A 24,768-nucleotide genomic window follows, 5' to 3' on the forward strand; every position below is an offset into this window, starting at 1 on the left:
TTCTGTAACGCAGGGCAAGCAGTAAAAGCGCAATCGGCGCTTTTAGAGCGGTTCCGCGGCGCCAAAGGCCGCGGCGCCGCCAAATATATGTGAGGAGACAGAGAAACAATGGCAAAGACACAGTACACCAAGGCCGCGCTCAAGGAAGCCATCGCAGGCAAGCTGCAGCGCCACTTCGCGTGCGAAGTCAAGGACGCAAAGAAGGATCAGATCTATGAGGCATGCGCACTCGTTATCCGCGACGCGCTGACCGAACACATGATCGAGACCCAGAACGAGGTAGAGCGTGACGGCGACCGTCAGGTTCATTACCTTTGCATGGAGTTCCTGGTAGGCCGCAGCCTGCGCAACAACGCCTACAACCTCGGCATGCTCGACGCGCTGACCGCGGCGCTCGCGGACATGGGCTTCGAGATGGCGGACATCTTCGAGCAGGAGGCTGACCCGGGCCTCGGCAACGGCGGTCTGGGTCGTCTGGCGGCGTGCTACATGGACGGCATGGCCACCACGGGCGTGCGCGGCACCGGCTATTCCATCCGCTACGAGCACGGCATCTTCAAGCAGAAGATCGAGGACGGCAAGCAGGTCGAGCTGCCGGACTCCTGGCTCGCCTCCGGCGATGTATGGCAGATCCCAGCCATGGACGAGACCCGCGAGGTCAAGATCGGCGGCACCATCGACACCCATTTCGACGAGAACGGCAAGCTGGTCGTGGATTACCACGACTATACCCCGGTCCTCGCTGTGCCGTATGACATGCCGATCTCCGGCTACGACACGAACAATATCGCGCGCCTGCGTCTGTGGGAGGCAAAGAGCCCGATCGCGCTCGACATGAAGCTGTTCTCCTCGGGCGAGTACCTCAAGGCGGTCGAAAAGCACGCAATGGCCGAGACCATTTCGATGATCCTCTATCCGGAGGATAACCACCGCGAGGGTCAGTCCCTCCGCCTCAAGCAGCAGTATTTCCTCGTTTCTGCAACGCTGCAGGACATCTGCGCGAAGCACAAGGCAAAGTACGGCACGCTCGAGAACTTCGCGCACAAGCATGTGCTCCACATCAACGATACCCATCCGACGCTCGTTATCCCCGAGCTGATGCGTATCCTGATGGATGAGAACGATATGTCGTGGGAGCAGGCGTGGAACATCACGAGCCAGTCTGTCGCCTACACCAACCATACCGTCATGCCCGAGGCGCTGGAGTGCTGGCCGGAAAGCCTGGTTCAGGAGCTCATGCCGCGCGTTATGCAGATCATCCATGAGATCAACGAGCGCTTCTGCAAGGAGCTGTGGAACTACTTCCCGGGCGACTTCCAGAAGATCTCCAAGCTCGCGATCGTCGCCGACGGCCGCGTCCGCATGGCGCACCTCGCTATCGCAGGCTCGTTCTCCATCAACGGCGTATCCGCACTGCACTCTGAGATCCTCAAGGAGCGCGTATTCAACGACTTCTACAAGATCTACTCCTCCAAGTTCTGCAACGTTACCAACGGCATCGCACACCGCCGCTGGCTGTGCGAGGCAAACCCGGAGCTGGCTGAGCTGATCGAGAGTAAGATCGGCACCGGCTACCGCACCCATCCGTCCGAGCTTCAGGTTCTCGCGAACTATGCCGGCGACAAGGAGCTGCTCAGCAGGCTCGGCGAGATCAAGCGCCACAACAAGCAGCGCCTTGCCGACTACATCAAGGCGCACAACGGCATCGAGGTCAGCATGGACTCGATCTTCGACGTACAGGTCAAGCGTCTGCACGAGTACAAGCGCCAGATGCTCAATATCCTGCACATCATCAGCCTGTACCACAAGCTGAAGGACAATCCGGATATGGCTTTCGTTCCGCGCACCTATATCTTCGGCTCCAAGGCTGCACCGGGCTATGCCGTCGCGAAGAAGACCATTCAGCTCATCAATTCGATCTCCAACATGATCGAGAACGATCCGGCTGTCCGCGACAAGCTCAAGGTCGTATTCATCGAGGACTACAAGGTATCGCTCGCTGAGATGATCATGCCGGCGGCTGAGGTCTCCGAGCAGATCTCCATCGCAGGCAAGGAAGCATCCGGTACCGGCAACATGAAGTTCATGATGAACGGCGCGCTGACCATCGGCACCATGGACGGTGCAAACGTCGAAATCTGTGAGGCTGTCGGCCGTGACAACATCTTCATCTTTGGCATGGAGACGCCCGAGGCTGAGGCACTCGCCGCCTCCGGCAACTACGAGCCGATGCTCATTTATCAGAACGACCCGGTCATCCACCGCGTGCTCGATCAGATGATCCGCGGCTTCGGCGACGGCGTAGACTACACCGATATCGCAAATCTCCTGCTCCACGGCGGCAACGGCGGCCCGGCTGACCGCTACATGAGCCTCAAGGATTTCGCGTCCTATGCAGAGGCGCAGCAGCGCGTAAGCGAGGCTTACCGCGATCAGGAGAAGTGGAACCGCATGGCTCTGATGAACATTGCAAACTCCGGCCGCTTCGCGGCAGACCGTTCCATCGCAGAATATGCGCAGAACATCTGGCGCGTCAAGACGAATTTCGCGTTTTAAAAGACTGTCGAAAAACTTCGTTTTTCCGACAATCTGTGTTTTGACTTCGCAAAACACGAGTCGTCCGAAAGTTCCTATACAGAAACTTTCTCCCTCCTAAAGTAAAAAAACCGAGGTGCATGTCCTCGGTTTTTTTGCGTTTGCGCAGCAAACGCTATTTTATGCGCGCTGCCGCGCGGCTAATATTTCTGTGCGAAAGCCAGAGTTTATTGTTAGAATAGCAAAAAGCACCTCGGAGAGGTGCTTTTTCGTTACAGCTGCGCGAGCAGCTCGCTTAAACGTTCATTTGTCATGGCGGGGGTATCGCGCAGCGGGAATTCGAGGCCGAGCCGGTCGTATTTTTCTATGCACAGCTTGTGGAAAGGCAGAAATTCGAGCTTTTCGAAGTTCGGATAGCTTTCCGCCTTCGCCTTGACGCGGCGGAGATGGTCGAGGCTATCGGTGAGGCCGGGCACGACCACATGCCGAATCCACAGCGGTACGCCCTTCATCGCGGTCAGCTGCAAAAAGCGCTCGATCTGTCCGTAATCCGCGCGGCAGTTTTTGAGGTAGTCGGCTTTAGAGAGGAATTTAAGGTCGCACAGCACAAGGTCGGTGTGCTCCAGCACCTTCTCGGCCTGTGCGAGATTGCCGACGCCCGAGGTGTCGAGCGCAGTATGAACGCCGTGTTCATGCAGCTTTTCGAAGAATTCCGCGACAAAATCAGCCTGCAGAAGCGGCTCGCCGCCTGTTACTGTCACGCCGCCGCCGTTCTTCCAGTACGGACGGAAGCGCAGCGCCCTGCGCACCAGCTCGTCCGCGTCGGTCGGCGTGCCGCCCTCGGTCAGCCAGGTGTCGGGGTTGTGGCAGTAGACGCAGCGTAGGGGACAGCCCTGCATGAACACCACATAGCGCACGCCCGGCCCGTCGACCGCGCCGAGGGATTGGATGGAGTTGACAAAACCGGTCATTTCCGCCGCTTCCTTTCCTGTAAAATGCTTTGTGCCCCCATATATATTGTTCCGCAGTTCTGCCGCGGAACAATACCGCTGCCCACGCCGTGTCGGCGCGGCCTCGTCCGCTGTACCCCAGGGCACCTTCTCTTGCCCTTTCAGGGCAATTCACCTTGTGCGGACGAGAGGGGGGTATCGTCCCACTTAGAGGTTTTAGATCGCCTCGTGGAACGTACGCGAGATAACCTCGCGCTGCTGCTCGCGGCTCAGCTTGTAGAAGTTGACCGCATAGCCGGAAACGCGGATGGTCAGGTTCGGGTACTGCTCCGGATGCTCGTAGGCCGCCATCAGCGTCTCGCGGTTGAGAACGTTGACGTTCAGATGATGCGCGTTCTGCGCGAAATAGCCGCCTATGATGGAGACGAGGTTATTAACCTGCTCGTCCTCGGTCTTGCCGAGTGCGCCCGGCGTGATGGAGAACGTGTTGGAAATGCCGTCGCGGCAGTAGGTGTAGCTCAGTTTTGCGACCGAGTTGAGGGAGGCGAGCGCGCCGGAAACGTCGCGGCCGCTCATCGGGTTCGCGCCCGGCGCGAGCGGTTCGCCGTGACGGCGGCCGTCCGGGGTGTTGCCGGTCTTTTTGCCGTACATGACGTTGGAGGTGATGGTCAGGATGGACATCGTGTGGATCGCACCGCGGTACAGCGGGAACTGGGTGAGCGCCTGATAGAACTTCTCGACCTGCTCGCAGGCGATGCTGTCTACGCGGTCATCGTCGTTGCCGAACTTCGGAAAGTCGCCCTCGATCTCGAAATCGACGATAATGCCGTTTTCCGGGTTGCGGATGGGCTTTACCTTCGCGTACTTGATCGCGGAGAGCGAGTCTGCCATGCAGCTCATGCCGGCGATGCCAAACGCCATCAGGCGGCGGACCTCGGTGTCATGCAGCGCCATCTGGCTCTTCTCGTAGGCGTACTTGTCGTGCATATAGTGGATGGTGTTCATCGCGGAGACATAGGTCTTGGCCAGCCACGGACGGTAGATGTCCATGCGGCGGAGAACCTCCTCGTAATCGAGAACGTCGCCCTCCATGACCGGCATCTCCGGGCCGACCTGCTCGAACTTGTTCTCGTCACGGCCGCCGTTGATCGCCATCATCATCAGCTTCGCAATGTTGGCGCGTGCGCCGAAGAACTGCATATCCTTGCCGACGCGCATCGCGGAGACGCAGCAAGCGATCGCGTAATCGTCGCCGTAGTACGGGCGCATGACGTCGTCGTTCTCATACTGGAGCGCATCGGTGTCGATGGAGACCTTTGCGATGAACTTTTTCCAGTTCTCCGGCAGGTTTTCGCTCCACAGAACGGTGAGGTTGGGCTCGGCTGCGGCGTTCAGGTTGTACAGGGTGTTCAGCATGCGGTAGCTGTTCTTCGTGACCATGTGGCGGCCGTCCTCGCCGATGCCGCCGACGGCCTCGGTGATCCACATCGGGTCGCCGCCGAACAGCTCGTTGTACTCCGGGGTGCGCAGGTGGCGCGCCATGCGCAGATGCAGCACGAAATCGTCCATGATCTCCTGCGCCTCGCTCTCGGTCATCAGACCGGCCTCAATGTCGCGCTCAAAGTAGATGTCGAGGAAGGTGGAGGTGCGGCCGAGGCTCATCGCCGCGCCGTTCTGCTCCTTGATGCCGGCAAGATAGCCGAAGTACAGCCACTGAACGGCCTCCTTCGCGTTCTCAGCCGGACGGGAGATGTCGAAGCCGTAGGACGCCGCCATCGCGATCATGTCCTTCAGCGCCTTGATCTGGTCGGAAAGCTCCTCTGCACAGCGGATCTCCTTCTCGGTGGTGGGTACTTCGCCGAGGGCATCCTTGTCCTTCTGCTTCTCCTCGATCAGACGGTTCACGCCGTACAGCGCAACGCGGCGGTAGTCGCCGATGATGCGGCCGCGGCCGTAGGCGTCCGGCAGACCGGTCAGCAGACCGACATGACGCGCCTCGCGGACGTCCTTGGTGTACGCAGAGAATACGCCGTCATTGTGGGTCTTGTGATACTTGAACTCCTCCTCGATCTTCGGGGAGACCTCGTAGCCGTACTGTTTGCAGGCGTCGCGCACCATACGCATGCCGCCGAACGGGTTGCATGCACGCTTCAGCGGCTCGTCGGTCTGGAGACCGACGATGATCTCGCTGTCCTTGTCGAGGTAGCCGGGACCGAACGCGGTGATGGTGATGACGGTTTCGGTGTCGATGTTGCGGACGCCGCCCTTTTCGCGCTCCTCGGCGAGCAGGGCATCGAACTTCTCGCGCAGAGCGGTCGTGCGTGCGGTAGCCGGCGCGAGGAAAGCGCTGTCGCCGTCATACGGGGTGTAGTTCTTCTGGATAAAGTCGCGGACGTTGATCCCGGTCTCCCAGTCGCCGCCATTGAAGTTGTTCCATGCGTTCATTGCAATATTCCTCCCATTTGTGGTCGCTGTCCCTTTTATTCTGCCCCGAAAAGAGCAACAAAAAAAGGACAGCATCGCGTTAAAAATAATCACGACACTGCCCAGACGGTCGGCATGAAAACAGGTACAGGCGCACCTGTCTCTGATACGGAACTTCCTGCTCCCCGGTGGTTTGCGCTCCACCTTGTCCGTCAGTTGCAGGAAATCTGTCTGCCACTATGTTAGCACAAAAGCGCGGTGCAGGCAAGCGGGCAAAACGCCGAAAAAAACAGGCGCAAACAGACGGAAACTGCATTCGGGGTAAAAAAACGGCGGTTTGGAGAATTATTCTTGGCATTTGTCGGTATTTTTGCATAAGAAAAACGATGCGTTCGCCTGCACATGGCAAGTATTTCGCATCGTTTGTCTGATTTGGATATTGTGCATAGTCTGTTTCGGCGCGAAGGCGCACAGCGTTACGCCGGGCGGAACCACGCCGGAACGGCATTCCCGCGCACCTCGCACGAGCAAAAGAGCGCCGCCGCCGCACGTTCGAATTCCTCGGCATTTTTTGCCTTTTTGATGGATTTCTGGAGCTTTTCGCTGTTTTCGAACAGGTTTCCGAAGTAAAACCACAGCTCCTTCATGCGCAGCACGGCAATGCGGCTGTCGCCGAAGGCATCGCAGTAGCGCGCGAAAAGGGTGTCGTGAAACGCCTGAAGCCGGGCGCTGCCGGCGCGTTCGCCGCCGCGGACGCGCGTCACGAGCGAGGGGTCGCCGAGCAGGCCGCGGCCGAGCATGAGCGCGGAAAGCGATGGATAGCGTTCGATCGTTTCCTGTATGCCGCGCTCACTGACCAGATCGCCGTTATAGCAGACCGGCATGGGGCAGTGCGGCAGCGCGGCGGCGAAGGCGTCCTCGCGGACGCGGCCCTTGTAGAAGTCCTGCCGCACGCGCGGATGAATGGTCAGCTCCGCAACGGGATAGCGGCTGTAAATCTCGAGCAGCGCCTCGAATTCCGCCGGATCGTGTACGCCGAGCCGGGTCTTGATAGAGATCGGAACCGTGCAGGCGGAGAAAACAGCATCCAGAAAGCGGTCGAGCTCGTCGGGATGGGCGAGAAAGCCTGCACCCTTGCCCTTCGCGGTCACGGTGCCCGACGGGCAGCCGAGATTGAGGTTGACCTCGGCATAGCCGAGCGAGGCGAGGGTGTTCGCCGCCCAGATAAAGTCGGCGGCCGTCCGGGTGAGCAGCTGCGGCACAGCCGGCACGCCCTCGTTGTATTCGGGCAGCACATCGCGCTTCTGCCGCGGCGTCAGCTTTTCCTGCGTCGTCGGGGTGATGAACGGCATGAAGTATTTGTCGATGCCGGGGAAAAATTCGTGGTGGGTGCGGCGGAATACTGCACCGGTGATGCCCTCCATCGGGGCAAAGTAATAGTTCATGCGGTCCTCCTTGGGCATTTACGGTTCGAGCGCCGGCTCTACCCTGCCGCAGAAATGAATTTCGTACTGCTCGATGCAGCGGCGGATGACCTCCTGCGCCTGCTCGCTGCCGAGTGCGTCCGAGGTCGCGGTGTGCTTGTGTTCGAGCGCCTTGTAGATCTCGAAAAAGTGCGAAATTTCGCTGGCGCAGTGCGGCGGAATCTCGCTTATGTCCTTGTAAAAGTTCCAGGTCGGATCCTGAAAGGGAACGGCGATGATCTTGTCGTCGATCGCGTCGCCGTCGATCATGCGCATCGTGCCGATGGGGTAGCAGTCGACCTCGACCATGGGGTCGAGCGTTTCCGAGCAAAAGACCAGAACGTCGAGCGGATCGCCGTCATCGGCATAAGTACGCGGAATAAAGCCGTAATTCGCCGGATAATGCGTCGAGGTGTACAGGATTCGGTCGAGACGCAGCAGCCCGGTCTTTTTGTCCAGCTCGTATTTTTTCTTGCTGCCGGCCGGGATCTCGATAACGGCGGTGAAATGCGTCGGGGTGATCGCGTGGGGGTCGATGTCATGCCAGATGTTTCTCATATCCTGAATATCCTCCTGTATTTAATATATACAAGTATAACAGAAAAATAATTCACTTGCAATCGTTTGAGAGGTGATAATTAAGGAAAAACAAAACGAAAATGAATAATACTGAGATATATCCTGCATAACGAAGACTGACGGACGCCTGTCTCCGCGCATCAGCCGCCGCAGAAGAAGAAAACGGAGGAGAGGGATGACGCGGCACGCGGAATATCCTGCAAAATGTGCAGTTTTGGTCGATTTCTTTTGTGCATATTTTTAGACAGGGGATATTGACAAAGCAGCCTGTGTGTTTTAATATGAATACATGAACATATGAGCAATTGTTCATATGTTATTCCGAATAAGGAGGCGACAGCAATGGCAGAAGAGGAGAAGAAAAAAGCCGCTGCGGACGCACAGGAAATAGAAGAAGCGCACGAGCATGAGCACGAACATCATCACCATCACGAAGATGGCGACGACTGCTGCTGCGGTCACGACCACGAGCACGAGCATCATCACCACCATCACGAAGATGGCGACGACTGCTGCTGCGGTCACGACCACGAGCACGAGCATCACCACCATCATCACGATGATGACGACGACTGCTGCTGCGGCCACGACCACGAGCACGAACATCATCATCACCATCACCATGATGACGACGACTGCTGCTGCGGTCACGACCACGAGCACGAGCATCATCATCACCACCACGATGACGACGACTGCTGCTGCGGCCACGAGCACGAGCACGAGCATCATCACCACCATCACGATGATGACGACTGCTGCTGCGGTCACGACCACGAGCACGAGCATCACCACCATCATCACGAGCACGCCGCAGGGGGCCACAGCGTCAAGCGCGTTTATACGCTTCAGAATGTCGGCTGTGCACACTGCGCGGCGAAGATGGAGGAGCGCATCAGCGAACTGGACGGCGTTGAAGACTGCGTGCTTGTCTTTGAGACCAAGCAGCTGCGCGTGACCGGCGAAAATCCGGATGCACTGCTGCCGCAGATCCGAGAAATCTGCTCGGGCATCGAGAGCGAGGCGAAGGTCATCGCACCGGCGCCCAGACACTACGGCAAAAACGGCCAGCGTGTCTACACGCTCGAAAATCTCGGCTGCGCACACTGCGCGGCGAAAATGCAGCACCAGATCAGCCAGCTCGACGGTATCGACGACTGTGTACTCGTCTATGAAACCAGGCAGCTGCGCGTCAAGGGCGAAAACCCGGATGCGCTGCTGCCGCAAATCCGCGAGATCTGCTCGAATATCGAGAGCGAGGTCAAGGTCATCGCACCCGAGCAGGAGCAGGAGGACGAAAAACAGAGTCATCCGCTCGCGGAAATGCTTGTCGGCGCAGGCCTGTTTGCCGCCGGTCTCGCCGTCCCGAACATGGCCGTCAAGCTCGTTCTGCTCATTGCGGCGTATCTGCTGCTCGGCCGTCATGTTCTGCTGACCGCGATCAAAAACATCGGACGCGGTCAGGTGTTTGACGAGAACTTTCTCATGGCTGTCGCGACCATCGGCGCATGGGCGGTCGGATCGTTCGACGAGGCGGTCGGCGTCATGCTGTTCTACCGCGTTGGCGAATACTTCGAGGACCGCGCCGTAGACCGCTCGCGCAGACAGATCATGGATGCCATCGACCTGCGTCCGGAGACCGTAAACCTTGTCGGGGCAGACGGAAGCATTTCGGTCATCCCGGCAGAGGACGCAGCGGAGGGCGACATCGTGCTCGTCCGTCCGGGCGACCGCGTGCCGCTCGACGGTGAGGTGAGCGAGGGCGAGACCCGTCTGGATACCTCGGCTGTCACAGGCGAGCCGGTCCCGGTCCGCGTGACCGTCGGCGACAGGGTGACTTCCGGCTGCGTCAACACCGACGGCGCCGTGAAGATCCGCGTCACGCATGTGCTTGCGGAGAGCATGGTGCAGCGCATCCTTGACAGCGTGGAAAATGCCGCGGCGCGCAAGCCGAAGATCGACCGCTTTATCACCCGTTTCTCCCGTGTCTACACCCCGGCGGTCGTCGCGATCGCGCTGCTGACCGCCATCGTGCCCAGCCTGTTCACCGGCGAGTGGCATAAATGGGTATACACCGCCATGACTTTTCTCGTTATCTCGTGCCCGTGCGCACTGGTGCTCAGCGTGCCGCTGACCTACTTCTCCGGCATTGGCGCAGGCTCGAGGCGCGGCATCCTGTTCAAGGGCGGCGCGTCGCTCGAGGCGCTCAATAACGTAAAGACCATCGTCATGGATAAGACCGGCACCATCACAAAGGGCAACTTCGTCGTTCAGAATATCGTCCCGGCGAAGGGCGTTCCGCTGAACGAGGGCGAGCTGCTGTGGCTTGCGGCGAAGTGCGAGAGCGCGTCCACCCACCCGATCGCGCGTTCCATCCTCACCGCTTATGAGGAGCGCGGCGCCGAGCACGGCAATAGTACGGTAGAAAACATCCGCGAGCAGGCCGGTGAGGGCGTCATTGCATCGCTCGAGGGCAAAACCGTGCTCTGCGGCAACGTAAAGCTCATGGAGCACAGCAATGTTGACCTTTCCGGCTACCACGGCACGCCGGGCAGCACGGAAGTGCTGCTGGCGCTCGACGGCAGGTTCCTCGGTCATATCGACATCGCGGATACCGTAAAGCCGGACGCGAAGCAGGCTATCGGCCGCATGAAGGCGCAGGGTCTGCGCACGGCCATGCTGACCGGCGACGGTCAGGCGAGCGCGGATGCGGTCGCGCAGTCGGTCGGCATCGACGAGGTGCACGCACGCCTGCTGCCGCAGGATAAGCTGGCTGCACTGAATGAAATCCGTGAAAAGAACGGCGCGGTCATGTTCGTCGGCGACGGCATCAATGATGCGCCCGTACTCGCAGGCGCGGATGTCGGCGCGGCGATGGGCAGCGGCGCGGATGCAGCCATCGAGGCGGCGGACGTCGTGTTCATGAAGGCCGACCTGTCCTCGGTCCCGACCTCGGTCAAAATTGCGCGCAGCGCGGACATTATCTCCAAGGAAAATATTATCTTCGCGCTGGCAGTCAAACTGCTCGTCATGGTGCTCGGCCTTGCCGGCATCGCGTCCATGTGGCTGGCGGTGTTCGCAGATACCGGCGTCGCGATGCTGTGCGTACTCAATTCGGTTCGCATGCTGTACAAAAAGTTCGACTGATAAACAAAACCATACCGCTTTTACTCTTTTACTTACCGGCAGAACTCATGTTCTGCCGGTAAGTGTGTTCTGACTTCGCAGAACACGGACGTCCGAAAGTTCCCATGCGGAAACTTTCTCCCTCTCAAAGTCAAAAATCCGAGGTACACGCCCCCGGATTTGCTCTCATTTAATATTTTCAAGGTTAGAGGCCTACGGGCTGGAATTTGCAAAGCAAATTCTATTAAACGAAAAGGCACGCCGACGGCGTGCCTTTTTCGCGCCCAAAGGGCGCGCTCTCCTGCCGCATTTTGCCTTCGGCAAAACAGGCAGGACAGGCGCTTCGCAGAGCGCCGCATCAAATTCCCCATAAAAGTCCAGCTCTGCCGGACTTTTATACCTCTGCCCGCGCCGCGGCGGCGCGGCCGTCCCTGCCGTGCAGGGGCGAGGGGGGTATCGTTTTCGGTTTCTCCGGAACCGAAAACGTATCCAGGGGGGACAGCGTCCCCCCTGGAATTTAGGTCAGGATATCCACCCACAGATCATTATAATACTGCGAAATGTCCTTCGGAAGGTTCGTGTAGGCCTCGGTTGGGTAGGCGCTCGTGTCCGGGAAGTACAGCGGATCGTTTCTGGTCTCCTCGTCGAGCTGTTCGTATACGCCCGTGTGCGGACTGGAATAGCCGATGTATTCCCAGTTCGCCATCGCCGCCTCGGTCGAGCACATGAAGTTGATGAACTTCTCCGCACCATCCACGTTCTTCGCGTTCTTCGGAATGCACATCGCGTCCACGAACAGGTTCGTGCCCTCCTTCGGGACGTAAAACGCGAGATCGGGGTTCTCGTCGATCATCGTGACCGCGTCGCCGTTGTAGTAGGGCGCAGCAACGATCTCCTCGGCCGGCAGCTTCTCTAATATCTGATCCATCCAGATGCCCTGATATACCGGTTTTCCGGCGATGATGAGGTCAGCCGCTTCGCGCAGCTCGTCCTTGTCGGTGGTGTTGAGCGAATAGCCGAGGTACATCAGCGCGATGCCGAGCGCGTCGCGCGAGTTGTTGAACATCGCGGTGCGGTTCGCATATTTGGGGTTCCACAGCAGATCCCACGAGCCGGTGTCGGCCTCATCCACATATTTCGTGTTGTAGACGATGCCGACTACGCCCCAGGTGTAGGGCACCGAGTATTTCTGCTCCGGGTCGAAGTCGAGATGGGTGTACTTCTCGTCGATGTACTTCATGTTCGGAATGTTGTCGAAGTTCAGCGGCTGGAGCATATCCTCGTCGATAAAGCGCGAGATCGCGTAGTCCGACGGGATGATCACGTCATAGCTCGTGGTCTGGATGCGCGAATACAGGTTTTCGTTCGAGTCGAAGGTGTTGTAGATGACCTTGATGCCGGTCTCCTGCTCGAACCGGTCGAGCAGGTCTGTGTCGATATATTCGCCCCAGTTATAGACGTTCAGGACATTCGCGGAGACGTCGCTGCCGCAGCCGGACAGCAGCCCGAGCACCATGGCGGCGGAGAGCGTCAGAGCGAGCGTTCGCTTGAGCAGTTTCATGATGCAGCCTCCCTTCGCGCGGCCTCGCGGCGCTTTTCGTCGCGCGACTGGCGTACATTGATGACGATGAGCAGCACAAGGACGAACAGAAACAGCAGCGTCGAGACTGCGTTGATCTTCGGGGTCATGCGGTGGCGCGTCATCGAGTAGATGACGACCGAAAGCGGCTGACTGGTCGTGCCGGCGGTGAAGTAGGAAACGACGAAATCGTCTACCGACATCGTGAACGCCATGATGCCGCCCGTGACGATGCCGGGCATGATCTCGGGCAGGATGACCCTGTGCAGCGCCTGACGGGGCGTCGCGCCGAGGTCGAGCGCCGCCTCATAAGCGTTCTTGTCGAGCTGGCGCAGCTTGGGCATGACGTTGAGGATGACGTAGGGCGTGCAGAACGTCACGTGTGCCAGAATGAGCGTCAGATAGCCCTTGTCCAGACCGATGGCCGCGAACAGCAGCATGAACGTTACGCCCATGATGGTATCCGAGGAGGACATCGGGATGTTGTTGACCGTGAGGTAGGCGGTGCGCGTGCGGCGGCGCATGTTGTGGATGCCGATGGCCGCGACCGTGCCGAGCAGCGTCGCCAGAACCGCGGCGATGACCGCGACGAGCAGGGTGACGTAGAGCGAGTGCAGAATATCCGCATCGCCGAGCAGCTCGACGTACCATTTTGTCGTGAAGCCGTGCCAGATGCGGCGCGACTTGGAATCGTTGAAGGAATAGAGCATGAGCACCGCGATCGGCGCGTACAGGAACAGGAAGATCAGCAGCAGATAAAAATTTCGGAAGAACTTTTTCACAGCAGCAGACCTCCTTCCTCGCCCGAGCCGTCATCGAACTTGTTCATGATCCACATGCACAGGAAGATGAGGAGCATCATGACGAGCGCGATCGCCGAGCCGAGATGCGGATTGTAGGCACCGCCCATGAACTGAAGGTCGATGAGGTCGCCGATGAGCAGGTTTTTGCCGCTGCCGAGCATCTGGGAGATGACAAAGGTCGAGACCGACGGCACGAACACCATCGTGATGCCCGAGATGACGCCCGGGATGCTGAGCGGTACGATGACGCGGCGGAACACGAGATGGGTCGGTGCGCCGAGATCCTGCGCCGCCTCGATCAGCCTGCGGTCGAGCTTGATGAGCACGGTGTAGATGGGCAGCACCATGAACGGCAGGAAGTTGTAGACCATGCCGAGCACGATCGCGCCCTGTGTGTTGATGAGCGGAATATAGTCGAGCGTGTAGCCGAAATGCGTCTGGAGGAAGGAAATCAGGCCGATCGAGCGGAAAAATCCGTTGATGAAGCCGTTGTTCTCCAGAATGGACATCCATGCGTAGGTGCGTAGCAGAAAGTTCATCCACATCGGCAGCATGATGAGCATCATGCACAGGCTCTGGCGGCTCGGGGACAGGCGGCTCATGATGTACGCCATCGGGTAGCCGAGGACGAGACACATGACCGTCGAGAGCAGCGCGAGCCAGAACGAGCGGGCGAAGATCGGCAGACAGCCGGGCAGACAGCTGAAGTTCGACAGAGTGAAGCCGCCGTCCGCGGACCGGAAGGCGTAGAGCACGACGAGAAGGATGGGCGCGATGATAAAGACCGCCATCCATACGCCGTAGGGGTAGGCAAATGATCTTTTCACGCTTGCGCCTCCGCACTCCTGTGCATGATATGGATGTCGAACGGGATCACGGTCAGACCGACGGTCTTGCCGACCGGCTCAGCCATGGTCGAATGAACGGTAAAGGTGAAGTGCTCAGTGCGGACCATCATCTCGTAGTGCACGCCCTTGAACACGATGGACTCGACCACGCCCTGAAGCAGACCGTCGCCCGCATACACGAGGCGCAGATCCTCCGGACGGATGACGACGTCGACCGGGGTATTATGGCCGAAGCCGCTGTCCACGCACTCAAATTCGCGGTCGCAGAACTCGACTTTCCGATCCTCGAGCATGACGCCGTCGATGATGTTGGACTCGCCGATGAAGTCCGCGACAAAGGCGTTTTCCGGCTCGTTGTAGATGTCGGTCGGGCTGCCGACCTGCTGAATGACGCCGTGGTTCATGACGACGATGCGGTCGCTCATGGTCAGCGCCTCCTCCTGATCGTGGGTGACGTAGATGAAGGTGATGCCGGTGCGCTGCTGAATGCGCTTGAGCTCGATCTGCATATCCTTGCGCAGCTTGAGGTCGAGCGCGCCGAGCGGCTCGTCGAGCAGCAGCACGCGCGGCTCGCAGACGAGCGCACGCGCGATGGCGACACGCTGCTGCTGGCCGCCGGACAGGCTGGTCACATCGCGCGCCTCGAAGCCGGAAAGGCCGACGAGCGAGAGCATTTCGCGCGTTTTCAGCTTGATCTCGGCAGGGTTCATCTTCTTGATGTGCAGGCCGAAGGCGATGTTCTCCGCAACGTTCAGATGGGGGAACAGGGCGTAGCGCTGGAAAACGGTGTTGATCTCGCGCCGGTAGGGGGGCACGTCGTTCAGACGCCTGCCCTCGAACAGAACGTCGCCGCTGTCGGGCTGCTCGAAGCCGCCGATGATGCGCAGGGTGGTGGTCTTGCCGCAGCCGGACGGACCGAGCAGGGTCACGAACTCGCGGCTTTTGATGTCGAGCGAGATGCCCCGGAGCACCGGGGTCCCGTCAAATTCTTTTTTGAGGTCATGCAGTTCAATCAAGCTGTCAGCCAATTATATCACTCTCCAGACAGGATGCAGCCCCAAACCGAGCGGGAAAACGGCTCTATTTGGGGCGGTAATTTAATATTGTTGTTTACATCTTATAGGGAATTATGCGAAATGTCAAGAAAATGTAGAGATACGTCGAAGAACGGGCGAAAAATGAACGTCGGAGGACTGGCCGGGGCGGGCGCAGTGTGCTATACTGTGAGAGAACGAAAATACAGCGAGGAGCGGTAAACATGGACGAACGGCTGAAACGCCAGCTTGATTTTATTCTCGAGCTTGACAAGGAGAAGAACGTATTCCGCCAGACCCATCTCTCGGGGCATGGCCGCCGCGAAAACGACGCGGAGCACGCCTGGCATATGGCCATTATGGCATATCTTTTGCAGGAATATTCGAACGAGCGGGTGGATGTGGCGAAGGTCATGCTGATGTGCCTGATTCACGACGTTGTGGAGATCGACGCTGGCGATACCTACGCCTACGACAGGGAGGGGCTTGCGACGCAGAAGGCGCGGGAGGAGGCCGCAAAGGAGCGCGTGTACTCGCTGCTGCCTGACGATCAGAAGCAGACGCTCAGCGCGATCTTCGATGAATTCGAAGCGGACGAGACCCCGGAGGCGCATTTTGCGCACACGATGGACAATCTCCAGCCGCTCCTGCTCAACAACTCGAACGGCGGCAGCGACTGGGCGGAGCATGATGTGAACGCCGAGCAGGTCTACGGCCGCCAGCGAAAGAGCCGCCTCGGCTCGGAAAGGCTGTACGAGCTGACCGACTGCATCCTCAAGGAGAACATCGCAAAGGGCAGCCTTAAAAAATAACGCAGCGTATAATATGACGAAAAGTATAAAATCACCCCGGTGCACAAGGTCTGCACCGGGGTGATTTATTACCTGTATGTAATAAAATTTGAAGATATTACAAATGGTCATCATCGAGCAGGTGCTCGATGATCTCGCGCACGCCGTTCCATTCCTCGCCGTGCAGGCAGGCGAGCTTTTCGTGCGGCAGCGTGAGGGGAGCGCCGTCCATGCCGCGCGCAGGGAGGTCGTGAGGGTCGAGATGCGCGAGGGCAAAGTCCTCGAGCGGCACGAACATCATCTCCGCGACCTCGGGGCCGGGCGTGAACGGGGGCACGCCGTCCCGGCGCATGAGAAAGACAAACGAAAGCTCGTCATCAAAGCCGCCGTCCGCGCGGACATAGCGCTGGCGGAAGCTGCCGCCGGGCGCGACATCGGATTCGTCCGCGTGCAGTCCGATCTCCTCGCGTGCCTCGCGCAGCGCGGCGGTGAGCGGCGTTTCGCCGGGGTCCATGTGGCCGGTCGCGGTCAGGTCGTAGAAGCCGGGATAGAGCGGCCGGTCGTTCTGCCGTTTTTGCAGCCAGATGCCGCGCACGCCGTCACGCACGCCCACGACCCACAGATGGCAGACATGGTGGCGCAGACCCTGCGCGTGGACGATGCGGCGCGGACGCGCGCCGCAGGGACGGTCGGCCGCGTCGTAGACGGTCAGCATTTCGCCGCCGGTCTGGCTGTCGAGCAGCGCCTGTTTTTGCGAGCGGGTCAGCTTTTTGATCTCGGCCTCGCGGCGCATGGCTTCGCTCTGCGTGTCGAACATTTCGCTGTACGCGAGCTCGACCGGACCGCGGCCGCGCGTGTATTTCGCGCCCTTTCCGCTGTTGTGTGCGTCCAGACGGGCGGCAAGGTCGTTCGTCCAGCCGCAGTACAGCGTCCCGTCCGCGCAGCGCAGGATATAGACATAGGCTTTTTCGGGGGAGTCGGCATGATCTCGGTCAAAAATCGGCATGATAAATCTCCTTTTCCATTTCATAAGGAAAAAGCAGCGGATTTTTGCGCTCCGCTGCTTTTGCTCACAGTTGTTCTGTATTTTCCTTGGATTCCTCAGCGGCCTTGCGCTTTTTGTACGCACGGGAGCTGAAAAAGTAGCCGATCGCGCCTACAACGACCGCCCAGACGGTCGCATTCGTTTTGCCCGAGATGGTCTCGAAGAGCGAGCCGGGCAGCTGCTCGCCGATGATGCCGACAACGCCGGCCAGAATATAGCCGCCGGCGGCGCCGATCGCGGTCCAGTGGAACACATGGCGCGGCATGCCGAAGATTTTGACGTCCTCGGGGGCGATTTCCTCCTCCTCCGGCTCGGCAGGCATGACATCGGTCTCCTGTTCTGCAAGGTCGGTTTCGACCTCGGCCGGCAGGGTGTCGTTTGCGGTTTCTTCTGTGATCTTATCGTTTTCGCTCATGGCGGTCACTTCCTTTGCTTGTCAGACCCGGCTTTCGGGCGGGATGATGATGGCGGCAAGAATATAGGCGAGTACGCCGCTGCCGCCGAGGATGCAGAACAGCGCCCAGGCCAGACGGATGAGCGTCGGGTCAAGGTTGAAATACTCCGCAATGCCTGCACAGACGCCGCAGAGCATGCGGCTGCTCTCGCTGCGATACAGTCTTTTACCGTTCATAAGTCAAAGCTCCTTTTCCTTATCATACGTTGTTTTCGCGGTTTCGTCAAGAGACTGACGAAAGACTGTAGAAAAACACCGCCGCAGAAATATAAATTTTGTGTGAACAATGCGCGTTTAAATGTATTTTTACATTGTAATCGAACGGGGGATGGCGTATAATGGTATCCGTATAAGTATGAGTACGAAACACTGGGAGGGCGTAACAGAAAAATGAAACTGGCTGTGATCTTTGGCGGCATTTCGAGTGAGCACGACATTTCGTGCCTGTCTGCCGCATCCATTCTGCGCAATCTTGATAAATCGAAATATGAAATCCATGCGGTCGGCATCACGCGCGAGGGCAGGTGGTACTATCTGCCGGAGTGCGACGCGGACGCGATCGAGTCCGGCGCATGGGAAAACAGGAACGATCTCGTTCCGGCGCTGCTGCCGCCCGACCGCAGCATCCACGGCCTCGTGCTGCTGCGCGAGGGCGAGACCGAGTTCGTCCGCCTCGACTGCGTGTTCCCCGTGCTGCACGGCGTAGGCGGCGAGGACGGCACCATGCAGGGCGTGCTCGAGCTGGCAGGCATCCCGTATGTCGGCTGCGGCGTTGCGGCGAGCGCGAACACGATGGACAAGTCGCTGACCAAAAAGGTCGTCGAGGGCACGGGCGTGCGTCAGGCACGCTACTATCTCGCGCTCGCGTGCGACTTCGCGTGCAACCCCGAGGGCGTTGTCCGCACGGCGGCCGAGCAGCTCGGCTCGTTCCCGGTATTCGTCAAGCCGTGCTCGCAGGGCTCGTCGGTCGGCGTTGCCAAGGCGAACAACATGCTCGAGCTGGCCGAGGGCCTGACCGAGGCGTTCAAGATGGACAGCAAGGTCCTCGTCGAGGAGTTCATCGACGGCCATGAGGTCGAGTGTGCGGTCCTCGGCAACGAGCATCCGCAGGCGTCCACGGTCGGCGAGATCGCGCCGACGCAGGAGTTCTATACCTTTGATGCGAAGTACAAGGACGAGAGCTCCCGCCTGTACATCCCGGCGCACATCACCGGCGAGCAGCTCGAGACCGTCCGTCAGGACGCGCTGCGCGTCTACACCGCGCTCGGCTGCCGCGGCCTGTCGCGCGTCGATTTCTTCGTCACGCACGACGGCGGCGAGGTCGTATTTAATGAACTGAACGCCATTCCGGGCTTTACCTCGATCAGCATGTACCCCAAGCTGTTCGACTATGAGGGCATCCGCTATCCGGAGCTGCTCGACCGCCTGATCTCTCTGGCGCTGGAGGAGCATCATGGATAAGCGCGCGCCGGACAACCGCTCGATCGGTGTGTTCGACTCGGGCATGGGCGGTCTGACCGCAGTGCGCCGCCTGCATGCGCTCATGCCGAAGGAAAACATCATCTATTTCGGTGACACGAGCCGCGTACCCTACGGCACGCGCGGCCGCGACACCATCGTGAAGTATGCGCGGCAGGACGTTGCGTTCCTGCGGCAGTTCGACCTCAAGGCCATCGTCATCGCCTGCAACACGGTCTCGTCTGTGGCGCTCGATCTGCTCACGGAGGAGAACAACATTCCGATCATCGGCACGGTCGAACCCGCCTGCCGACGCGCGATGACCATGACGCAGAACGGCAGGGTCGGCGTCATCGGCACCGCCGCGACCATGCGGTCGGGCGCATACGAAAAATATCTGCACAAAAAGGACGGCACGCTCCGCCTGTACACGCAGGCGTGCCCGCTGTTCGTGCCGCTCGTCGAGAACGGCAGAGTGCATCGGGGCGACATTGTCATCGAGACGGTCGCGGCGGAATACCTCGCGCCGCTCAAGGAAGCGGGCGTGGATACGCTCATCCTCGGCTGCACGCACTATCCGCTGCTCGAGGAGGTCATTTCCGACTATATGGGTCCGGACGTGACGCTCATCGACTCGGGCGCGGAGGCCGCCAACCTCGCCTCGACCCAGTTCAACCCGAACGACGGCCCGGGCGGCACGCGGTACTATGTTTCGGACGACCCGGCCGGCTTCGACCGCCTTGCAGGACTGTTCCTGCAGGAGGACGTCGAGACCAACGCCGGACTCGTCGATATTTCCAGGTTTTGATTAGGAGCATTTGACAGCATGAAAAAAGATGTCTGGCTGACCATCCGTTCGCGGCAGCAGTTCGAAGGCTGCGACGAGGAGCGCGTCAACCTTGAAACCGCAGCGACGCTCTATGAGCGCGGCGGAAAATACTATATCGCCTACGAGGAAAGCGAGCTGACCGGCCTCGAAGGCACCAAGACCACCGTCAAGCTCGACGGCAAGACCGTGACCCTCATCCGCACGGGAACCTTCCCCTCGCACATGCTGTTTTCCGAGGATGAGCGCCATGTCGGTCTGTATCAGACCCCTATCGGGCAGGACATGACGATCGCGACGCATACGTCGCACGTGTGCAACACGGTCGGCGAAAACGGCGGCCGCCTCGTCATCGACTACACCGTCGAGGTGGACAACTCGCTGATGGGCGAACACCATTTTGAAATGGTCGTATCATAAATCATATAAATAAAAGTCAATCATTAAAATAAAACGGAGAGTGTACGAATGAACGCATATGAAATCGCACGCGCTGAGGCGACCCGTGTCGTCGAGGCAGCTTATCACAAGGCTGTTGCAGCAGGCGAGCTGCCCGAGGGCAGCATCCCGCCGGTCGCAGTAGAGACCCCGAAGGATTCCTCCAACGGCGACTGGGCGTCCACCTTTGCCATGCAGTGCGCAAAGCCGCTGCACATGGCACCGCGCAAGATCGCAGAGGGCATCGTCGCGAACCTTGAGCTCGAGGACAGCATCTTCGACACCGTGACCATCGCAGGCCCGGGCTTCATGAACTTTACTCTGAACCAGAGCTGGTACGAGAAGGCCGTCCGCGGCGTATTCGAGATGGGCGAAAACTACGGCCGCACCAAGGCCGCAAAGCCGGAAAAGGTCATGGTCGAGTTCGTTTCCGCCAACCCGACCGGTCCGATGCACATGGGCAACGCGCGAGGCGGCGTTCTGGGCGACTGCCTTTCCTCCGTGCTCGACTGGTCCGGCAACGACGTGACCCGTGAGTTCTACATCAACGACGCGGGCAATCAGGTAGACAAGTTCGCGCACTCGGTCGAGGGCCGCTATATTCAGGAGATCCGCGGCGAGGACGCGATCGAGTTCGACGCTTCGTGGTATCAGGGCGACGACATCAAGGCGCTCGCGCACGATCTGGTCGAGCAGTACGGCGACAGCCTGCTCGAAAAGACCCCGGAGGAGCGCTTCGCCATCATCGAGGGCTACGGTCTGCCGACCAATATCGCGCGCATGGAGCGCGACCTCAAGCGTTACAAGATCAACTATGACGTCTGGTTCCGCGAGTCGACGCTGCATGAGAGCGGCTACGTCAAGGAGACCATCGACCTGCTGACTGCGAAGGGCGCGACCTACGAGACCGAGGACGGCGCACTCTGGCTGCGCTCGACCGACTTCGGCTGCGACAAGGACGACGTCCTGCGCCGCGCGAACGGCTTTTACACCTATTTTGCGGCGGATATCGCCTACCACCGCAACAAGTTCGAGAAGCGCGGCTTTGACCGCGTCATCAACATCTGGGGCGCGGATCATCACGGCCACGTCAAGCGCCTGCAGTGCGCGCTCGACGCGCTCGGTCTCGACGGCTCGCACCGTCTGGAGATCGTGCTCATGCAGCTCGTGCGCATGATGCAGGGCGGCGAGGTCGTCCGCATGTCCAAGCGCACCGGCAAGAGCCTGACGCTGACCGACCTGCTCGACGAGATCCCGGTAGACGCAGCGCGCTTCTTCTTCAACAGCCGCGCCGCTGAGACCCAGATGGAGTTCGACCTTGACCTTGCCATCAAGCAGGACTCCGACAACCCGCTGTACTACGTTCAGTATGCGCACGCGCGCATCTGCTCCGTGCTCAGAAACGCACAGGAGAGCGGCATCGCGCTGCCGGACGCAGAAAAGACCGATCTGTCCGTGCTGAGCGGTTCGGACGAGCGCCAGCTCATCAAGCAGATCGCGCTGCTGCCCGAGGAGATCGTGCAGTCGGCCGTCAGCCGCGACCCGTCCCGCCTCAATAAGTACGCCGTCGCTCTGGCGCAGCAGTTCCACCACTTCTACAACGCCTGCCGTATCAAGGATGCGGAGCCGGCGGTGCGCGACGCGCGTCTGACCCTGTGCCTTGCAGCGAAGCAGACCATCGGGAACGTGCTGAAGCTCATCGGCGTAGAGGCGCCGGAGTCGATGTAACAGGCTGTGGAGTTGACTGACAGGCAGCAGACAATCGTCACGCGGAGCGCGTGAGGAGAATATTTCATGAAGAAAACAGCAAAAAGACTGACGGCACTGGCGCTTTCGGCGGCCATGCTGACCGCGCCGGCAGGCGCCATCACGGCGGACGGACAGAGCGAAACGTGGTTCGACGGCGTGTGGAGCCTGATCGATGCGTTCAGCATCAAGACCGAGCATGACCCGTATGTGCTTCAGAATTATATCAACAAATATCTGGAAAAGCATCCCGAGGAGATGTATGATGTCATCAACGATATCCTCGGCCTGCTCGACACCCATTCGATGTATCTGTCGAGCGAGGAGTATTCGCAGGGCTTTTCCACGCTCGAGGGCTTTGTCGGCATCGGCGTCGGCCTGCAGCAGACCGCAGGCGGCGTGCAGATCGGCGAGGTCATGCGCTATTCCGCGGCCGAGGAGGCCGGCCTTCAGATCGGCGACCTTATCGTGAAGATCGACGGCGAGGACGTCAGCGGCGCGGAGACCGCAGATGTAGCCTCGAAGCTGCGCGGGCAGGAGGGCACGACGGTCAGCGTGACCGTGCGCCGTCAGGGCCGCGACATCACGGTTTCGATCATGCGCCGTCAGGTCAATCAGGTCTACGTCTCGAACAGCACGCTGACGCAGGGCGTCGAGTATATCAAGATCAGCTCGTTCGCCTCGGAAAACGACTGGCAGGCGTTCTCTGAGATCTGGAACGGCCTTGCGAAGAAGAATACCCGTGCGGTCGTGCTCGACCTGCGCGGGAACGGCGGCGGTCTGATCGACGTCGCCTTCAAAATCGCCAACGCCATGACGCCGGACAAGGGCGTGACGCTCGCCGGCGTGCGCTACCGCGACGACATGGGCGGTCTGGATGAGACCGTCTCGACCGGCGGCGGTCTGCCGCTGAACAAGATCGTCGTTCTCGTCAACGGCGGCACGGCCTCGGCGGCTGAGCTGCTCACGGGCATCCTTCAGGATACCGCGGAAAACGTGACCGTCGTCGGCGAAAAGACCTACGGCAAGGGGCAGGGTCAGATGCACCTGCCGCTCATCAACGGCGACAAGCTGGTCATCACAACGCTCGAAATGGAGCTGCCCGGCCAGGGCTGCTGGGAGGGCAGGGGCCTGACCCCGGACATCCAGGTCGGCAACAGCACGGTCAGCGTGCGTGAGGACGCCCTTCATGCGCTCGACACGAGCAGGACCATGTGCTTCGGCGAGGTCTCGGACAATATTTACGCGATGACCGAGCGTCTTCAGCTGCTCGGCCTCATCGGCGAGCCGACGAACACCTTTAACGGCGATGTGCTCGATGCCGTGACCGGCTTCTGCAGCAGCTATGACCTGCCGGCGGCGGCCTGCGCTTCGCCTGAGATGCTCTCCGCGCTTTCGGACGCGATCTCCGCGCTCTCCGGCAAGACCTACACGCTCGATATGCAGATGCAGTCGGCGCTCGAGATCTGCCGTCTCGCGGCGGCAAAGCCGCAGCAGTATACCGTGAGTCCGGACGGAACATGGAAACGAAATTCATAAAAACGACACAAAGATATATTAAAATGTCTGCATGGGAGGAACAACTATCGTGGACGTACCTTTAAGTCAGAGCGGCCGAAAGCCGCAGCTTATGCTCACTTCTCCGGACGACGTTCCCTTATGGCGGGAACACCCGGACCGGTTTGCCGGGGCGGTCGCCCCGGACGGAGCCGCCTGCGACGAATGGGAGAGGACGCTCGATCCGCTTCCGGTCGGTATTGCGCTCGACTGCCCGCCTGTACCCGACGAAGAGGATGAGGACACCGAACGCCCGGTAACGCTGTACTATATCGGTCTGTGCAAGGACGCTTTCCGCGGCAGGCTGCACGAGGACGCTGCGTTTTATTATCTGCGCGGCTCGGAGACCTTTGCGGCTCTGCGCGCAGCGGTGCTGGCGCTCGGCGACATCTGCGGCCGGACGGTCATCGCGGAGCTGACGCTCGAGGACGATGAGGGACACCTCGCGGACGGCACGGACGTGCGCGCGGCCATCGGCGTTCTGCAGCGCATCGGCGTGACGACCGTCATCCTGCGCGCCCGCAGTATGGAGGAGCTCTCCGAAGCGCTCGAAAAGACCGCGCCCTATGCGCGGCTGTCGCTCGGCGTGTGCGTTCCGTCCGCATGGATCGACGAAAACCTGCCGTTTTACAACACGGAGATCGTTGTTCCGGCGGAGGGAGACAGCGTTCCGGCGCTCCTGCGCGCGCTCGACGAGAAGGCGGACTGCCGCAGCATCGTGCGCGACCACGACGATTTTATCCTTGCTCCCGACGGCACCAACGCGCACTTCATCGATCCGACGATCGACATTTCCGACGAGATCGAATGCGGCCCGCGTCTGGGCGAGGATCTGCTCGAGGCGGAGGATGACTCCGGCGCGTTCAAGCTCGTGCTCGAGACCGAGGATGACCTTGTGGCGCTCGAGGAATGCCGGTATATGATCTCGCGCCCGATCTGCCTGTGCGCGGAGAACGCAGACCTGCTCGAAAAGGGCCTGCGCGTGTTCCCCGGTCTGGCGCTGTACGACGGCACCTGGGAGCAGCCGGATGAGGTCGTGCATTACTGGGAAAGAAAATACGGTCTGGTTCGCCTGTAAGGGGAACAAAAACAGACCCGGATACGTCTATAAT

21 protein-coding genes, 1 pseudogene and 1 riboswitch are annotated in these 24,768 nt (G+C 59.8%); of the genes and pseudogenes, 10 read left to right on the forward strand and 12 right to left on the reverse strand.

The features are described from left to right. Positions 1–108 precede the first annotated feature (108 nt). Positions 109–2,556: a glycogen/starch/alpha-glucan phosphorylase gene (locus tag H8S02_RS03005; RefSeq protein ID WP_186969240.1), complete on the forward strand. Its 2,448-nt coding sequence runs from the start codon at positions 109–111 to the stop codon at positions 2,554–2,556. A gap of 251 nt (positions 2,557–2,807) precedes the next feature. Here H8S02_RS03005 and pflA read toward each other — a convergent pair whose 3' ends face one another. The 5 genes from pflA to H8S02_RS12670 form a co-directional block, all read right to left on the reverse strand. Continuing rightward, positions 2,808–3,506: a pyruvate formate-lyase-activating protein gene (gene pflA / locus H8S02_RS03010; protein WP_186969241.1), complete on the reverse strand. Its 699-nt coding sequence runs from the start codon at positions 3,504–3,506 to the stop codon at positions 2,808–2,810. Positions 3,507–3,701: 195 nt separating this feature from the next. Next, positions 3,702–5,930 (reverse strand): formate C-acetyltransferase, encoded by a 2,229-nt coding sequence (pflB, locus tag H8S02_RS03015; protein WP_207722050.1) that lies wholly within the window; start codon positions 5,928–5,930, stop codon positions 3,702–3,704. A gap of 92 nt (positions 5,931–6,022) precedes the next feature. Beyond that, a riboswitch (ZMP/ZTP riboswitch) is annotated at positions 6,023–6,139 on the reverse strand. A gap of 246 nt (positions 6,140–6,385) precedes the next feature. After that, entirely contained in the window at positions 6,386–7,354 is a 969-nt protein-coding gene (locus H8S02_RS03020; protein ID WP_186969242.1) for a tRNA dihydrouridine synthase, read from the reverse strand. An 18-nt stretch (positions 7,355–7,372) separates the two neighbouring features. After that, positions 7,373–7,930, reverse strand: a complete 558-nt coding sequence (locus H8S02_RS03025) for an inorganic diphosphatase (RefSeq protein WP_118722821.1) — start codon at positions 7,928–7,930, stop codon at positions 7,373–7,375. Between the two features lie 330 nt (positions 7,931–8,260). Further along, positions 8,261–8,776 carry a hypothetical protein gene (locus H8S02_RS12670; protein WP_279287263.1) on the reverse strand — a complete coding sequence of 172 codons (516 nt, stop codon included), beginning with the start codon at positions 8,774–8,776 and terminating at the stop codon, positions 8,261–8,263. Positions 8,777–8,803: 27 nt separating this feature from the next. Between H8S02_RS12670 and H8S02_RS12760 the strand changes: the two are divergent. Together H8S02_RS12760 and H8S02_RS03030 are read left to right on the forward strand one after the other, a co-directional pair. After that, positions 8,804–9,175: pseudogene (locus H8S02_RS12760) on the forward strand (heavy-metal-associated domain-containing protein); the annotation flags it as partial. Between the two features lie 261 nt (positions 9,176–9,436). Continuing rightward, positions 9,437–11,098, forward strand: a complete 1,662-nt coding sequence (locus H8S02_RS03030; RefSeq protein WP_330601921.1) for a heavy metal translocating P-type ATPase — start codon at positions 9,437–9,439, stop codon at positions 11,096–11,098. A 496-nt stretch (positions 11,099–11,594) separates the two neighbouring features. On the opposite strand, the gene H8S02_RS03035 is transcribed toward H8S02_RS03030, so the two are convergent. The 4 genes from H8S02_RS03035 to potA are packed head-to-tail and all read right to left on the reverse strand — an operon-like array spanning position 11,595 to position 15,335. Continuing rightward, positions 11,595–12,638, reverse strand: a complete 1,044-nt coding sequence (locus H8S02_RS03035; RefSeq protein WP_186969244.1) for an ABC transporter substrate-binding protein — start codon at positions 12,636–12,638, stop codon at positions 11,595–11,597. Further along, positions 12,635–13,438 (reverse strand): ABC transporter permease, encoded by an 804-nt coding sequence (locus H8S02_RS03040; RefSeq protein WP_302655392.1) that lies wholly within the window; start codon positions 13,436–13,438, stop codon positions 12,635–12,637. The genes H8S02_RS03035 and H8S02_RS03040 overlap by 4 nt, the downstream gene beginning before the upstream one ends. Beyond that, on the reverse strand, positions 13,435–14,250 hold the full coding sequence (locus H8S02_RS03045) for an ABC transporter permease (protein WP_177278990.1): 816 nt from the start codon (positions 14,248–14,250) through the stop codon (positions 13,435–13,437). Before H8S02_RS03045 ends, H8S02_RS03040 begins: the two co-directional genes overlap by 4 nt. A gap of 32 nt (positions 14,251–14,282) precedes the next feature. Then, complete coding sequence (gene potA, locus H8S02_RS03050; protein WP_186969245.1) at positions 14,283–15,335, reverse strand: spermidine/putrescine ABC transporter ATP-binding protein; 1,053 nt, start codon at positions 15,333–15,335, stop codon at positions 14,283–14,285. A gap of 230 nt (positions 15,336–15,565) precedes the next feature. Between potA and H8S02_RS03055 the strand changes: the two genes are divergently transcribed. Further along, complete coding sequence (locus H8S02_RS03055) at positions 15,566–16,153, forward strand: HD domain-containing protein (protein ID WP_186969246.1); 588 nt, start codon at positions 15,566–15,568, stop codon at positions 16,151–16,153. A gap of 97 nt (positions 16,154–16,250) precedes the next feature. On the opposite strand, the gene H8S02_RS03060 is transcribed toward H8S02_RS03055, so the two are convergent. The 3 genes from H8S02_RS03060 to H8S02_RS03070 all read right to left on the reverse strand — a co-directional run bounded on the left by H8S02_RS03060 (position 16,251) and on the right by H8S02_RS03070 (position 17,808). Further along, on the reverse strand, positions 16,251–17,138 hold the full coding sequence (locus H8S02_RS03060; RefSeq protein WP_186969247.1) for a GIY-YIG nuclease family protein: 888 nt from the start codon (positions 17,136–17,138) through the stop codon (positions 16,251–16,253). 64 nt (positions 17,139–17,202) lie between these two features. Continuing rightward, the gene (locus H8S02_RS03065) at positions 17,203–17,592 is read right to left on the reverse strand and encodes a hypothetical protein (RefSeq protein ID WP_186969248.1); all 390 of its coding nucleotides are present in this window, start codon (positions 17,590–17,592) and stop codon (positions 17,203–17,205) included. Positions 17,593–17,613: 21 nt separating this feature from the next. Beyond that, positions 17,614–17,808: a PspC domain-containing protein gene (locus H8S02_RS03070; RefSeq protein WP_186969249.1), complete on the reverse strand. Its 195-nt coding sequence runs from the start codon at positions 17,806–17,808 to the stop codon at positions 17,614–17,616. A gap of 213 nt (positions 17,809–18,021) precedes the next feature. Between H8S02_RS03070 and H8S02_RS03075 the strand changes: the two genes are divergently transcribed. The 6 genes from H8S02_RS03075 (at position 18,022) to H8S02_RS03100 (ending at position 24,734) form a co-directional block, all read left to right on the forward strand. Then, positions 18,022–19,092 (forward strand): D-alanine--D-alanine ligase family protein, encoded by a 1,071-nt coding sequence (locus H8S02_RS03075; RefSeq protein ID WP_186969250.1) that lies wholly within the window; start codon positions 18,022–18,024, stop codon positions 19,090–19,092. Further along, a complete protein-coding gene (murI, locus tag H8S02_RS03080) occupies positions 19,085–19,897 on the forward strand; it encodes a glutamate racemase (RefSeq protein WP_186969251.1) in 813 nt (270 codons plus the stop codon). The genes H8S02_RS03075 and murI overlap by 8 nt, the downstream gene beginning before the upstream one ends. Positions 19,898–19,915: 18 nt before the next feature. Then, positions 19,916–20,335, forward strand: coding sequence for a DUF1934 domain-containing protein (locus H8S02_RS03085; protein WP_186969252.1), 420 nt, complete (start codon positions 19,916–19,918; stop codon positions 20,333–20,335). Between the two features lie 48 nt (positions 20,336–20,383). Then, complete coding sequence (argS, locus tag H8S02_RS03090; protein ID WP_186969253.1) at positions 20,384–22,081, forward strand: arginine--tRNA ligase; 1,698 nt, start codon at positions 20,384–20,386, stop codon at positions 22,079–22,081. Between the two features lie 66 nt (positions 22,082–22,147). After that, positions 22,148–23,638 (forward strand): S41 family peptidase, encoded by a 1,491-nt coding sequence (locus tag H8S02_RS03095; RefSeq protein WP_186969254.1) that lies wholly within the window; start codon positions 22,148–22,150, stop codon positions 23,636–23,638. 49 nt (positions 23,639–23,687) lie between these two features. Then, positions 23,688–24,734 (forward strand): hypothetical protein, encoded by a 1,047-nt coding sequence (locus tag H8S02_RS03100; RefSeq protein WP_186969255.1) that lies wholly within the window; start codon positions 23,688–23,690, stop codon positions 24,732–24,734. The last annotated feature ends 34 nt before the right edge of the window (positions 24,735–24,768 follow it).

This window comes from Agathobaculum hominis (assembly GCF_014288055.1).
GTDB classification, from domain to species: domain Bacteria; phylum Bacillota; class Clostridia; order Oscillospirales; family Butyricicoccaceae; genus Agathobaculum; species Agathobaculum hominis.